This is a genomic window from Pseudonocardia sp. DR1-2, assembly GCF_023717215.1.
Lineage (GTDB): Bacteria > Actinomycetota > Actinomycetes > Mycobacteriales > Pseudonocardiaceae > Pseudonocardia > Pseudonocardia alni.
Window position 1 is genome coordinate 817366 of record NZ_JAMQOF010000001.1, and the last position, 13880, is coordinate 831245.

The 13880-nt window shown below is 77.1% G+C and carries 12 protein-coding genes; 5 read left to right on the forward strand and 7 right to left on the reverse strand.

The window, feature by feature from the left end:
• Positions 1–46: 46 nt before the first annotated feature.
• The gene (locus ND486_RS03820) at positions 47–2590 is read left to right on the forward strand and encodes an HAD-IC family P-type ATPase (RefSeq protein WP_251782839.1); all 2544 of its coding nucleotides are present in this window, start codon (positions 47–49) and stop codon (positions 2588–2590) included.
• Here ND486_RS03820 and ND486_RS03825 read toward each other — a convergent pair.
• From ND486_RS03825 to ND486_RS03835, 3 genes are all read right to left on the reverse strand, one after another.
• Positions 2575–3927: an AI-2E family transporter gene (locus ND486_RS03825; protein ID WP_251782840.1), complete on the reverse strand. Its 1353-nt coding sequence runs from the start codon at positions 3925–3927 to the stop codon at positions 2575–2577. The genes ND486_RS03820 and ND486_RS03825 overlap by 16 nt on opposite strands.
• Before the next feature lie 101 nt (positions 3928–4028).
• Complete coding sequence (locus tag ND486_RS03830; RefSeq protein ID WP_251782841.1) at positions 4029–4691, reverse strand: SDR family NAD(P)-dependent oxidoreductase; 663 nt, start codon at positions 4689–4691, stop codon at positions 4029–4031.
• Positions 4692–4746: 55 nt separating this feature from the next.
• On the reverse strand, positions 4747–5625 hold the full coding sequence (locus ND486_RS03835; protein WP_251782842.1) for a hypothetical protein: 879 nt from the start codon (positions 5623–5625) through the stop codon (positions 4747–4749).
• Between the two features lie 157 nt (positions 5626–5782).
• Here ND486_RS03835 and ND486_RS03840 point away from each other — a divergent pair, with 157 nt between their 5' ends.
• From ND486_RS03840 to ND486_RS03855, 4 genes are all read left to right on the forward strand, one after another.
• Complete coding sequence (locus ND486_RS03840; RefSeq protein WP_251782843.1) at positions 5783–6319, forward strand: dimethylamine monooxygenase subunit DmmA family protein; 537 nt, start codon at positions 5783–5785, stop codon at positions 6317–6319.
• The gene (locus ND486_RS03845) at positions 6316–7254 is read left to right on the forward strand and encodes a PDR/VanB family oxidoreductase (RefSeq protein WP_251782844.1); all 939 of its coding nucleotides are present in this window, start codon (positions 6316–6318) and stop codon (positions 7252–7254) included. The genes ND486_RS03840 and ND486_RS03845 overlap by 4 nt, the downstream gene beginning before the upstream one ends.
• Positions 7251–8225 carry a heme-dependent oxidative N-demethylase subunit alpha family protein gene (locus ND486_RS03850; protein WP_251782845.1) on the forward strand — a complete coding sequence of 325 codons (975 nt, stop codon included), beginning with the start codon at positions 7251–7253 and terminating at the stop codon, positions 8223–8225. Before ND486_RS03845 ends, ND486_RS03850 begins: the two co-directional genes overlap by 4 nt.
• Before the next feature lie 170 nt (positions 8226–8395).
• Positions 8396–9601, forward strand: a complete 1206-nt coding sequence (locus tag ND486_RS03855) for a hypothetical protein (protein ID WP_251782846.1) — start codon at positions 8396–8398, stop codon at positions 9599–9601.
• Positions 9602–9674: 73 nt separating this feature from the next.
• Here the strand turns inward: ND486_RS03855 and ND486_RS03860 are convergent, their stop codons facing one another.
• The 4 genes from ND486_RS03860 to ND486_RS03875 are packed head-to-tail and all read right to left on the reverse strand — an operon-like array spanning position 9675 to position 13866.
• Positions 9675–10601, reverse strand: a complete 927-nt coding sequence (locus ND486_RS03860) for a hypothetical protein (RefSeq protein WP_251782847.1) — start codon at positions 10599–10601, stop codon at positions 9675–9677.
• A gap of 45 nt (positions 10602–10646) precedes the next feature.
• Positions 10647–11900: a glycosyltransferase gene (locus ND486_RS03865; RefSeq protein ID WP_251782848.1), complete on the reverse strand. Its 1254-nt coding sequence runs from the start codon at positions 11898–11900 to the stop codon at positions 10647–10649.
• A complete protein-coding gene (locus ND486_RS03870) occupies positions 11897–12856 on the reverse strand; it encodes a hypothetical protein (RefSeq protein WP_251782849.1) in 960 nt (319 codons plus the stop codon). The genes ND486_RS03865 and ND486_RS03870 overlap by 4 nt, the downstream gene beginning before the upstream one ends.
• Positions 12853–13866, reverse strand: a complete 1014-nt coding sequence (locus ND486_RS03875; RefSeq protein WP_251782850.1) for a glycosyltransferase family 1 protein — start codon at positions 13864–13866, stop codon at positions 12853–12855. The genes ND486_RS03870 and ND486_RS03875 overlap by 4 nt, the downstream gene beginning before the upstream one ends.
• Positions 13867–13880: the final 14 nt, after the last annotated feature.

Sequence of the window (13880 nt, forward strand, 5' to 3'; positions counted from 1 at the left end):
CTGTCATGATCGCCACGCACGGGACCGACGGCGGGGAGGGGACGGCGTGGCGGCCGGGATCGTGGAGGCGGCGGCCGACCAGGGGCTGAGTGCGGCGCAGGTCGCCGCGGCGCGCCGGGCGGGCCGGACGAACGCGCCGGTGACCGCGGGGACGCGCGGCTACGGGCGGATCCTGCGCACCAACGTCTTCTCCTCCTACAACACGATCCTGTTCGCGATCGGCCTGGTCCTGCTGGTGCTGGGCCGCTACGGCGACGCCCTGACCAGCGTCGGGCTCGGCCTGGTCAACGCCGTCGTCGGGGCGGTGCAGGAGATGCGGGCCAAGCGGAAGCTGGACCGGCTGCAGCTGCTCGACGCCGCGGAGGTCACCGTCGTGCGGGACGGGGCCGAGCAGCGGGTGCCGGCCGCCGACGTCGTCGCCGGGGACGTGCTGGTGGTGCGGGCGGGCGAGCAGGTCGTCGTCGACGGGCCGGTGCTGACCGGGCGGGCCGAGGCCGACGAGTCGCTGCTCACCGGCGAGTCCGACCCGGTCGTCAGGACCCCCGGCGACCTGCTGCGCTCGGGCAGCCACTGCGTCGCCGGGACCGCCCGCCAGCGCGCGTCCGCCGTCGGCGCCGACAGCTACGCCGGCCGGCTGACGCTGCAGGCCCGCGCGGACACCACCGAGGCGACACCGCTGCAGCGGCGCATCGACTTCGTCGTCCGGCTGACCATGGTGCTGGTCGTGCTGATGAGCGGCGCGATCCTGGCCCAGGCGTTCCTGGAGGGGTTCTCGCTGCTGCGGGTCGTGCAGATCACCGCGGTGCTGTCCGGGCTGGTCCCCTACGGCCTGTTCTTCCTGATCGCCGTCGCCTACACCCGCGGCGCGGCCCGGCTGGCCGGGCGCGGTGCGCTGGTGCAGCAGGTCAACGCGGTGGAGGCGGTCACCCACGTCGACGTCGTCTGCACCGACAAGACCGGCACCCTGACCACCGGCGCGCTGCGCCTGGACGGGCTCGACCCGCTCGACGAGACCGACCCGGGGCCGGTGCTCGCGCGGTTCGCGGCGACGGTGGCCGACCCGAACCTCACCTCCGCCGCGCTCGCCGCGGCGCTGCCCGGCACGCCGTGGGAGCTGCGCGACGAGGTCGCGTTCACCTCGTCGCTGCGCTGGTCCGGGCAGGTCACCACCGGCGGGGAGGCGTTCGTGCTCGGCGCCCCGGACGCGCTCGCGCCGCATCTGGGTGACCCGGACGCCGTCGCCGACCGGGTGGAGGCCCGCGCCGCAGCCGGGCTGCGGGTGCTGCTGCTGGCCCGGGCCGCGCGGGCGGGCGCCGGGCTGCGCGACGACGACGGCCGTCCCGCCCTGCCCGGCCTGGAGCCGGTGGCGCTGGTGGTGCTGTCCGACGAGCTGCGCCCCGGCGTCGCCGACGCCCTGGAGCGGTTCGCCGCGGACGGGGTCGCGGTGAAGGTGCTCTCGGGCGACGACCCGCGCACCGTCGCCGCCCTCGCGGCGAAGGCCGGGCTCGACGTGGGCGAGGCGGTCGCCGGGCCCGAGATCGAGGAGCTCGACGACTCCGCCGGGGGCCGGGCCGCGCTCGACGCGCTCGTCGCCCGGACCACGGTGTTCGGGCGGGTCACCCCGGAGCAGAAGGAGCGGGTCGTCGCGAGCCTGCGCCGGGGCGGTGCGCACGTCGCGATGCTCGGTGACGGGGTGAACGACGCGCGTGCCCTCAAGCGGGCCCACGTCGGCGTCGCGATGCGCAGCGGCTCGGCGGTGACCCGCGACGTCGCCGACATCGTGCTCGTCGACGACTCGTTCGCCGCGCTGCTGCCGGCGCGCACCGAGGGCCGCCGGATCATCGACGGCATCGCCGTGTCGATGTACGTGTTCCTCACCCGGGTCGCCACCCAGGGCCTGGTGATCATGGCCGTGACCATGCTCGGGCTCGGGTTCCCCTACTCCCCCACCCAGGTCGGGCTGACGCTGCTGACCGTGGGTGTGCCCACGCTGTTCCTGACGCTGTGGGCGACGCCGTCCGAGCCGGACCCGGACCTGCTGAGCAACCTCGCCCGCTTCGTGGTGCCGGCGTCGGTGGTGACCGCGGCGGCGGGGACGGTCGTCTACACGGTGCTCTACCAGGGCATCCTGCAGGGCTTCACCAGCGGACAGACCCCGGCGCAGGTGATCGAGCAGTTCCAGAGCTACACCGGGCTGACCTACGGCACCGACGCCGACTTCGCCGGTGCGGCCGCGACGCTCGGCGCCCAGACCGGGCTGTCGACGTTCGTGGGGCTGGCGTCGTTCGTGCTGATCCTGTTCCTGCTGCCGCCGCACCGGTTCCTCGCCGCGTGGACGGCGCCGGTGTCCGACCGTCGCCCGGCCTGGCTGGTGCTGGGCCTGACCGTGGTGTTCGCGGGCGTGGTCGGGACCCCGGCGCTGTCGTCGTACTTCGGGCTCACCGGCGCGGCGCGGCCGGTGTTCCTGGTGGTGCTGCCGGTCCTGGTCTGCTGGTTCGCCCTGATGTGGGTGGTGCTGCGGTTCCGGATGATGGACCGGATGCTGGGGACCGACCGGCTGCCCGGGCGGGTCGGTCAGCCGCCGTCCTGACGGGCGGAGTCCGGTGGGGCGGGCACGGCGCCGCCCCCGACGGTCTCGCTCCCGTCCCCGGTCCCGGTCGTCGTGCCGGTGCCGGTCTCGGTGCCGCTTGCGGCGGAGGCCGGGGCCGTGCCGTTGGCGGCGGTGACGGGGGTGCCCGCGGCGACGTCGTCCACACCGGCGAACCGGCGGTCCCGCAGGTCGATCTGCTCACCGAGGTAGCGCAGCAGGACCGCGACGACGGCCGCGACCGGCACCGCGAGGAACGCACCGGCGATCCCGGCGAGCGACCCGCCCGCCGTCACCGCCAGCAGCACGACGGCACCGTGCAGCTTGAGGCTCTGCCCCTGCAGGAAGGGCTGCAGCACGTTGCCCTCGATCTGCTGCACCGCCACGACCAGCACCGCCACCGCGACCGCGGTGCCGAAGCCCTGCGTGACCAGCGCGATGAGCACGGCCAGCGAGCCCGCGACGACCGCACCGACGATCGGGATAAACCCGCCGATGAAGGTCAGCACGGCGAGCGGCAGCGCCAGCGGGATGCCCAGCAGCACCAGGCCGATGCCGATGAACACGGCGTCGATGAGGCTCACCAGTGCCTGGACGCGGATGAAGCCGCCGAGGACGTCCCACATCCGGCGCAGTACCTCGGCGATGTGCCCGCCCGCGCTGCGCCCGGTGATCGAGGTCAGCCACGGCAGGAACCGGGGCCCGTCCTTCACGAAGAAGAACGTCAGCACCAGCGCCAGCACCAGCGAGATCAGCCCGGACGCCAGGGTGGACACCCCGGTCAGGACGCCGCCGGCGATGGCGGTGGCGCTCTGCTGCAGCTGCCGGGTGACCTGGTCGACGATGTCACCGATCTGGCTGTCGCCGAGGTTCAGCGGCGGCCCGGACACCCACTGCTGGATCTGCCCGAGCGCCGCGATCACCCCGGAGGTGATCTGCTGGGTCTGCCCGGCGATCGACGGCGCGATGCTCACGAACAGCCCGGTCACCGCGGCGATGCCGACGAGCAGCACGATCGCCGAGGCCGCCGCGGCCGGGACCCGCCACCTGATGAGCAGCGCCGCGGGCGGACGCAGGACGGTGGCCAGCAGGATCGCGAGCACGACGGGCCAGGCGACGACCCACAGCATGCCGATGACGTAGCCGACGATCACCAGTCCGACGGCGATCAGCGCGACCCGCAGGCTCCACGCCGCCAGCCAGGTGAGCCCGTTGCCGATGACGGTGCCGCGGCTGGCGGCCGGGGCCGTCGGCGACGGGCTCAGCAGCCCGCCCCCCGCCGGGTCCCGCCGCGCCCCACGGTTCTCGGCGCGCGCGGCCGGTTGCGACCCCGAATCCATGACCCACTCCGTTCGTACCGGTCGACCTGCGGCGGGAACCCTAGCGGCGCAGGAGCCCCGGTGCCCGCCGCAACGCCCACACCACACCCGTCGGGGAGCGCTCAGAGGTCGTCGGCGAGATGGCGGAACCCGGCGGGCCGGTCGCGGTGCAGCGCCCACAGGGTCGCGGCGAGTGCGGCGGGGTCCTTGCGGGGGTGCCCGGGCTCGATCGCGCCGGGGACGATCAGCTGGGCGACGTGCACGCCGTCGCCGGCGAGCTCGTCGTGCAGCATCGCCGCGAACGCGCCGAGCCCGGCGAAGGCGATGGAGGTGCCCGCCACCCGCGACGACGGCCGGGCCCCGCTGCCGCCGTTGACGAACAGCACCGTGCCGCGGCCCAGCGCGCGCATCCCGGGCAGCACCTGGTGCACGGCCGCGACCGGGCCGTACACCGACATCTCGACCGGTCCGACGAGGTCGGCCGGGGTGGTCTCGAGCAGCGGCCGCAGGAAGTCCTTCTGCGGTGCGGGGCTGTACTGCAGCACCTCGACCGGGCCGACGGTCTCCGCGACCCGCTCCAGCGTCGCGGCGAGGGCGGCGGGGTCACGGGCGTCGGCGGTGAAGGGGTGCGCGGCGACGCCGTCGTCGGCCAGTCCGGCGGCCAGCGCCTCGGCGCGGTCGCGGCGCCGTCCGATCAGGGCGACGTCGAACCCCTCGTGCCCGAAGCGCCGGGCCGTCGCCGCGCCGAGTCCCGGTCCGGCACCGACGATCGCGATGGTGGTCATGGCGTGATCATGCGGGTCGTGGGGTGGATGCGCACGGTCCGCGGTGCCCGCGGGGTCAGCCGCCCGACAGCAGGGTGAGCCGGTCCGCGACGGCGCCCAGCTGCGTGCTCATCCCGTTGAGCTCCTGGGCGGCGTCGCCGAGCAGCCCGGGGTCACCGAGGGAGGCGCCCGCGATGCAGTGCCGGGCGGCGTCGGCGCCCGCGGCGAGCCCGTCACGCCAGTACACCTGGGCGACGGCGTCCGGGATCGCCGGGTACGCCTGCGCGGAGGCGACCTCGTCGCGCAGGTCGCGGCAGGCCTCGGCCAGCGCGACGGTCCCGCCGCCGGACCCGGCACGCGCGATGTCGCGCAGGGCCTCGGTGATCGCGGTGACGTGCACCTGACCACCCGCGGCGCGCCAGTCGCCGACCGCGGCCGTCGCGGTGGCGGCGTCGTCGATCCCGCGGCCCGCCGCACCCGCGGCGCCGACGACCACCGCGAACACGACGAGCATCCCGGCGATCCCGGCGGCCAGGCCCGCGCCGACCGCGAGCGGACGACGGCGGCGCGGCAGCAGCGTGGCCGGGAAGCCGGGCAGCCTCCCGTCGGCGCCGGGCCCGGCGGCGGGCTCGACGACGACCGGGGCCGGGGTGAACCAGGGCCGCTCCGGGGCCGGGGCGGGCGGCGCGGGGTCCGCTCCGTCGCGGGGTGCGGGGACGGCCGCCCACCAGGGCGCGGTGCCGTGCCGCGGCGCGGTGGTCGGCGGCATCGGGCGGGGCTGCGGGACGGCGATCCGGTGGGCGGACACCTCCTGCTGCGGTGCGGCGGGGCGGTGGCCGTCGACGTCCGGCCGGGTCAGGGCCTCGCCCCGCGGGGCGCCCCGCTGCGCCGGGACGGCGATCGTGGGCGGGGTCTCACGCAGGGCGTGCCGCGGGCGGTACGACGTGCCGTCCATGACGTCCCCCTCTCCGGCGTGCGGGCGCTTCACGCAGTGCATCGCGCCGGCGCCGAGATCGTCACCGACTCCCCGCCAGTTTCACCAGAAATGGCGACCCGCGCATTCGCTGGGCGCCGTCCGCCGTTCACCCGACGCTCGTAGCATCGCGTCCGTCATGGCCGATCCCCTCCGCCCGCTGCGCACCGGCGCGGCCGCCCCGTCCGCGCACGTCGCACCGAGCCGGACCACGGTGCCGCGCTACGCCGGCCCGGCCGGCCGCGGCGACGCGCCGCACCTGGTCGTCGTCGCCGGGTCCGCGCCGGATCCCGACCTCGGTCCCGCCGACCGCCTGGTCCGGCTGCCCGTCGGCGGGGACGCGGCGGGCCTGCTGGACCGGGAGCTCGCGACGCTGGTCACCGGCACCCGGATCCTGGTCACCGGCCCCGAGACCGTCGTGCAGGCCGTGCGCGCCGCGGCGCTGCACCGGGGCGCCCTCGACGAGGAGCTCGTCCTGGTCCCGACCGACATCACCGGCTCCACCCGGGACCGGACGGTGCACTGCGGACACTGCCACCACCGCGTCGTCGTGCACGCCGACGTCGGGGACGCCGTGGCCTGCCCCGGCTGCCGGCTCGTGCTGCACGTCGCCGGGCACCACTCGCGCCGGCTCGCGGCGTTCCTCGGCGCGCCCACCCCGGAGCGGGCGCCGTGACCCGGCCCGCCGTGCACCTGCGGGTCGCCGCGGTCACCGACGCCGCGCCCGGCGTCCGTTCCCTGGAGCTCGCCGCCGCACCGGGGACCGGGCCGCTGCCCGCGGCCCCGCCCGGCGGCCACATCGGCGTCGAGTGGGCGCCGGGCCGCTGGAACTCCTACTCGCTGACCGCGCCGTCCCCCGCACCCGACCGCTGGCACGTCTCGGTCGCGCGGCGTCCGGACTCCCGCGGCGGCTCGGTGTGGGCGCACGGTCTCGTCCCGGGCGACGCGGTCGTGGCGACGACGCCGCGCAGCTCGTTCCCGCCGGTCGACACCGCACGCCACCACCTGCTCGTCGCGGGCGGGATCGGGGTGACCGCGGTCCTGTCCCACGCCCGCTGGCACGCGTTCTGGGGTAACCCGTTCACGGTGCTCACCGTCCACCGCCCCGGTCCCGCGCCACATCGCGACGAGCTGCGCGCGCTCTGCGGGGACCGGCTGGTCGAGGCCACCGGTCGCGTCGAGGCCCACGCCGCGCTGGAGCGGCTGCTGACCACGGCCCCGTTCGGCAGCCACGTCCACACCTGCGGCCCGCCCGGTCTGATCGCCGCGGCCGCGCGGACCGCCCGCGCCGCGCACTGGGTCGACGCCCGCGTCCACGCCGAGGCGTTCGTCCCCGGGCCCGGGCCCGGTACCCCGTTCCGTGCGGTGCTGCGCCGCAGCGGCCGCACGGTCGAGGTCGGTGCCCGCGAGACCCTGCTCGACGCCGTGCACCGCGCCGGGGTCGCCGCGCCCGCGATGTGCCGGCGCGGGGTCTGCGGCGAGTGCGTGACACCCGTCGTCGACGGCCGGGTGGAGCACCGCGACATGGTCCTGACCGCCGACGAGCGCGCCGACCGGATGGCGCTCTGCGTGTCCCGCGCCGCCGGGACGGCACTGGAGCTGGACCTGTGACCGGCGTCGACGACTACCCGTTCCCGCTGCCGCACCCGACCTACCGGATCAGCGCGAACGTCGAGCCGGCCGGGGTGGAGCGCCGTACCGAGGCCGGCTCCTGGGGCGCGCGGATCGTGCACGACGGCCCGGACCGTCCCGCCGTCGCCGCCGAGCGCGCGTCGATCCTGGACCGTGGACCCGCGCGCTTCGTCGCCGCGCCGCACGCCCGCGCGTCCTGCTGGGACGCCTGCCTGTACCTGCTCGGGCGCCTCGCCGCCGAGCAACCCGGCACCTGCACCCTGACCCGCGCCCCCGGCCGGACCGGCGGAACGGGCGGTTGGCGGTTCCGTGACGCGGCCACCGGCACCGACCAGGAGTTCGTGTTCGGCGACGACGCCACCCTGCCCGAGCACCCGTTGCGCTGGGTGTCCCGGCTCGTCGCGGAGGACGTGGTGGTGCTCGGCGCCCGCGACGACGCGCTGTGGCTCGACGCCGGTGCCGTCGCGTTCGCCTCGGTCTGGTCGCTCGGGTTCGACGCCGGCATGAGCTTCCGGGAGCTGCACGGCCCGGTCCCCGGCAACGGTCCCGGCGGGGTGTTCGAGCGCGCCGAACGCTTCCTGCTGCACCTGCACCCCGGTGAGGCCTACCGCCGTCTGAACTGGGGGCTGCAGCCCGACGACCGCCGTGACCTCTCCCTCGACGCCGCCCCGCTGTGGCAGCCCGCCCGGACCCGGCTCGACCTCACCGACCCCGGCCGGCAGATCCACCTGCGCACCGAGGTGCAGCACCTGGTGCGGCTGCCGCTGACCGGCGCGGTGCTGTTCCTGATCGATGTCCGCCTGCTGCCGCTCGACGAGGTCGCGCGGGTACCGGCCTGGCGCGAGCGCCTCACGTCGGTCCTGGAGACGCTGCCGCCGGAGGTGGCGGAGTACAAGGAGCTGGAGCCGCTGGCCTCGATCGCCGCGGGGTGGTTGCGCGCCGGGTCCTGACCGGCACCATCGGTGGCGGTGGCGGCCCCACAGCCCCGTCCCCCTCCCGACCCGCCCCGGGCAGTCGGGCCCCTCCTCCGCACCGGTACGAGCACACGTTCGAGCGGGAGACCGCACCGCCCGACCGCCCACCACCCGACCGCGACCGACGGCAACTAGCCTCGCGCGCCGTGACCGACGCGACCCGTACCACCGTGCTCGACCTCGTCGCCGACCCCGGGCTGCCGACCGAGCTCGCCCACCGGCTCGTCCGCGACCTGCCCGCCGCGCTCGAGGAGCACGACGACGCCCGCTGGGAGGTCCGCCTCGCCGACGAGCCGATCGTCCTGGACGAGCGCGGCGCGCTGCCCGCCCTCGACATCGGCGACCGGGTGCGCGAGCGGGACGGCGCCGACGCCGTCGTGCTGCTCACCGACCTGCCGCGCCGCTCCGGGGCGGACCCGGTCGTCGCCGACGGCGGGACCGGGCACCGGGTGGGCCTGGTGTCGCTGCCCGCGCTGGGCGCGATCAACCAGTACCGGCGGTGCCGCGACACGGTGGTCCGTCTCGTGACCGGGCACCTGGTGCGCCCCGACCGCGCGGGCGCCGAGGGGAGCGGAGCGCCGGACACCGGTCATGCGGGGGCACTGACCCGGATCGACCCGGGGACCCGCGCCGGAACCGACGGCGACCACCGCCACCAGGACCGCGACCGCGACCGGGGGCGCGCGGACGACTCCGATGCCGGCAGCGGCGGGGTGGAGGACGACATCGACATCCGCCTCGCGCTGACCGGGCTCCGCGGGCGGGTCCGGCTGCTGGCCGGGATGGTCCGCGCGAACCGTCCGTGGCGGCTGGTGCCGAGCCTGTCCCCCGCCATCGCCGCGGCAGCGGCCGGGGCGGCGTTCGGGATCTTCTACTCCAACATCTGGGAGCTGGCGACCGCGCTCGGGACCGCCCGGCAGGTGACGGTCATGCTGATCGCCCTGGTCGGGATGACCGCGTGGCTGATCCTCGACAACCGGCTGTGGGAGTCGCGGCGACACCGCTCGCTGCGCGAGGAGATGCTGCTGTCGAACCTCTCGACGGTGATCACCGTGGCGTGCGGGGTGCTGGTGATGTTCGCGCTGCTGTTCGTCCTGGCCCTGGTCGCGGCGGTCCTCGTCATCCCGCCGGACTACCTCGCCTCGACCCTGATGCGCGAGTCCGGTCCGGACGACTGGATCATGATCGCCTGGCTGTCGACGTCCATGGGGACGGTCGCCGGGGCACTGGGTTCCGGGTTCGCCGACGACGGCGCGGTCCGCCAGGCCGCGTACAGCCGCCGGGAGCAGGAGCGGCGGGCGCGGCTGGACCGGGCCGACGACGGTGACCGCGGCAGGGACACCCCGGCCTGACCGGCACCGGCGACGCGCCGGGGCCGCGGTGCGGTGCGGTGCGGTGCACCGGAACCGGCGTGGATCCGGCGGGTCAGCCCTGGACGAGGGCGTTCCGCAGGACGCGCAGCGCCGCGGCGTCCCGCGCCTGCCCGTCCGCGGCGGCGTCGAGCCGGGCGACCAGGTCCGCGGGCAGGTCGAGCACGATCCGGACCGGCGCCACGTCCGACGTCGTGCTCGGGCTGCCGACACCGTCGCCCCCGGCGCCGTCGGAACCCGTCACCGCGGCCGGGGGTGCCGCCGGATCCGCCGCGTCGGCCCGCGCACCGGCCGACGCGGTGCCGTGGGCCGGTGCCCGCGTGGCCGTGTTCCCGTCGGACGCGGGCCGGGTCCCGGTGGCGGCGGGCTCGTGCCCCCGGCCGCGCAGGACCAGGGCCAGCACCGGCAGGGCGATGGTGCCGAGCGCGTCGACGATCCCCGCGACGCCGAACCAGCGCCAGTACCACTCGCTGTCGCCGACCTCGCCGTCGGTGATCACCGGCAGCGCCAGCATCGTCGCGACGACGGCGATCGCGGCCAGCGTCAGCCCGAGGCCCGCACGGATCACGGTGCGGCGCCGCTCGGCGAGCAGGAGGAGCAGGTTCGCGTGTGCCAGGCTGATCGCGACGATCGTCGCCACCAGCAGGCTCTTCAGCACCGAGCCGTCGCCGTCGCCCTCGAGGAGCCCGTCGCCGCCCCAGACCAGCCACAGCGCGGCTCCCGCGGCGCCGACGCTCGCCGCCAGTCCGGCGAACCCGAGGGCCCGTACGGCGCGGGTGACGACGGCGAGGTGGCAGAGCGCCGAGGTGCCGAACGCGGCGACGATCAGGGTGGTCGCGACGATCCGGGCCTGCAGGTCACCGAAGCCACCGCCGAGCAGGGCGACGATCCCGCAGAGCGAGGCGACGAGCAGCGAGGCGACCACCGCGACGATCATCGCGCGGCGGGCCCCGCGGACCGGGGAGGCAGCGGGTGCGGTCATGCCGGCGAGGCTAGGGCCATCCGGGGCGGTCGGGCCTCCGTAGGGCTACGGCATCCCGGCGAGCAGAGTCGCGACGCCCTCCCGGTGCTGGGCGACGGCGTCGTCGACCCGCCCGCGCCGGGCCCGGCCCGCCGCCCGGGTGGAGACGAGTACGGCCAGGGTCCGCCCGTCCGGACCGGCGATCCCGACGCGGCCGAGGTCGTGGCCGGTGAGCAGGTCCATGGCACGGGCCAGCGCGTCGGGCGGGAGCGGCGCGTGGACGTGCAGCCGGGCCCGGGCGCGGCGCAGCCGGTCGGGGCTCCACGGGCCGGTGTCGGCGACGCCGCGGTAGAGCTCGTCGAGCCGCGGGTCGCCGCCGGGCAGCCGGACCCGGACGTCGCGATGGGTCTGGTTCAGCACCGCGTCGACGATCTCCACCAGCTCCCACCCGTGCGCGTCCCCGTCGACGGTGGCGAGCACGTCCGGAACCGCGCCGGGCAGCGGTGCGCCGCGCACGCCGGGGTCGGGGACGAGCGCGGCGATCCGGATGCGTTCGCCGTCCTTGCCACCGCCGGCGGCGTCGTGGTCCTCCGGGCGGCCGCCCCAGTCGGGGCCGTCGTGCCAGGCCACCGCATCCGGTTCGTGGACGAGCAGCGCACCGTTGTTCCAGGCCCGGTAGGCCAGGTCCCAGTCCTCGCCGCCGTAGCCGACGTAGCGCTCGTCGAAGCCGCCGAGGTCGTCGAACAGGCTGCGGTGCAGGGCGAGCACGGCGCTGATGACCAGCTGCCAGTCCGTGCCCGACGCGTCGAGCAGGTCGCGGGTGCGGCGGTAGCCGTCGGCGAGCCAGGCCGGGTCGGGCAGCTGCGGCGCGGCGGCCGGGTCGTCGCCGGGGGCGGTGCCGGACAGGTCCGCGTGCCGGCGACGCCCGACGGCGAGCACGTCCGGGCAGGCCGCGATCCGCGCGGTGAGCGCTGCGACGAAGCCGGGCCCGGGGACGGTGTCGGCGTCGAGGAACACCAGGACGTCACCCTCGACCTGCGCGGCGCCGCGGTTGCGCGCGGCGGCGGCGCGGAACCCGCGGTCGTCCTGGGTCACCACCCGCACCGGGACCGGCCCCGCGAGCGCGGCCGGGTCGGGCGGCTCCGGGGACCCGTCGTCGGCGACGACCACCGACACCGGCGGTCGGGTCTGCGTCTGCAGCGCGGCGACGGTCCGGGCCAGCTGTGCGGGCTGCCGGTAGTGGCACACCACCACCCCCACCGACGGCGGCGGCCCGATGTGCGGCGCGAGCAGGTCCCAGCGGTTCCCCGGCACGCTCACCGGGCGACCATCCTCCGGTAGAGGGCGGCGTGCCCGGCCCCGGCGTCCGGCCAGTCCGGGACCGGGCCGCGGGTCGCGCCGGGCCGGGTCAGGGCGTCGGCGACGAGGGCGTCGCGGCGGGTGTCGTCGTCGTAGAGCGCCACCGCGCCCGGGGCCGCGGCGTCGACCTCGTGGGCGTAGGCACCGGCCGCGGCCAGCGGGTAGCGGCCGTGGGCCAGCCACGCCAGCAGCGAGCCGCTGGCACTGACGGTGCGGCTCGGCGCGACCGGGACGGTGACCGCCGCCGCGGCCGCGGCGAGCGCCGCCGGCTCCAGGTGTCCGGTGAGGATCCAGTCCACCCCGCGGGACCGGGCGTACCCGGCGAGGGACCGGGCGAGCTCGTCGTGCCCGTCGGACACCGCCCCCGCGGCGACGACCGCGGGCCGGTCCGGGTGCGCCGCCGCCGCGTCGATCACGGCCTCGTGCCCCTTGCCGGGGTAGACGAACCCGAGCACGCCGAGCGTGGGGCGCCCCGCCCAGCCCGGGGCCTGCTCGGCGGGCACGACGACCGGCAGCGGCAGCGCCACGGTCACCGGGTCGGCCGCGCCGAGCGCGCGGGCCTTGTCGGCCTCGTGCCCCGCGGACACGACGACCGCGTCGGCGACGGCGACCACGCGCCGGTAGCCGTCGGACCGGCGGACGTCGCGGGCCGGGTCGGGGTCGGCGCCGGGCAGGTCGTGCAGGGTCACGACGAGCGGCCGTGGCAGGACCTCCGCCTGCGCGACGAAGGCGTCGGCGGCCGCGGCGACCCCGGCACCCCACAGTGCGTCGGTGAACTGGGCGTGGGTGAGGTCGGCCTGGCCGGAACCGACCGGGACCACGCCGTCGGCGACCACCGCGGCGGCGACGGCGGCGGCGTGCCGGACCACGCCGTGGCCGGACGCCCCGGGCGCGACGACCCGCACGGTGACGGTCACCGCGCCACCCCGGCCAGGACGCGGCGGTACTCGCGGGCGTGGGCGTCGGCGACCTCGGCGCGGCGCCGTTCCCGGTCGACGGGGTCGGCCCGCCAGGCCGGACGGGTCCGGTGCGCCAGTGCGACGGCGGCGCCGAGCGAGGCGCGGTCGGGGCCGTCGTCGGTGAGGGTGTAGGTCAGGCAGGGCGCCTGCTCCCGGAAGTGTCCGACGTCGGGCACCAGCGCGGTCGTGCCGAGGTCGTGGCAGGCCTCCAGCCAGCCGGAATGGGTCCCCCACCGGTACGGGAGCACCGACACGTCGAGCTCCTGGAGGTAGGTGTGGAGGGCGTCGTCGTCGAACGGGGGGTGCACCCGCAGCTCGAGGCGGGGCTCGTCACGCAGCGCGTGCGCCACGGCGCGGCCACGCGCGTCGTCGTGCGCGTCGACCCGCAGCCGGACGTCGGGCGGGGCGGTCGCGGCGAGCGCGCGGGCCACCCCGACCGGGTCGGCGTTGGTGCGGTGGCTCTTGGCGTGCAGACCGACGACGAACCCGTCGGCGCGGCGGGGCCGGGGACGGCGCAGCCACTCCGGCCCGACGACGGCCGGGTGCCCCAGCACCAGCGCCTCGCGCCCCCAGCGTTCCCGGATCCGCGCGGCGGCCCCCGGGGTCAGCGTGACGAGCCCGGCGGCGGCCGGTACCAGCACGTCGAGGGCCGCGGCGTGCGGCGCGGGGTCGGCGTGGTGCGGGTTGCGCAGGTCGTGCACGGTCAGCACCAGCGGGACACCCGTCTCCCCCAGTGCCGCGACGAGTGCGCGGAGCTGGTCGGGGGTGCGGTCGTCGAAGCCGAAGTGCACGTGCAGCAGGTCGACGTCCGCGGCGTGCGCGCGCAGATGGTCGGCGTCGAGCCACGGCGAGGGCCACCACACCCCCGGACGGGCACCCGGGACCGGCGGGTCCGGGAGCCGGACCACCTCGGGGTGGTGCAGCGACGCCACGTAGGGATGGGCGGTGGGCACGGACGCCACGCGCACGCGACGGCTCCTCT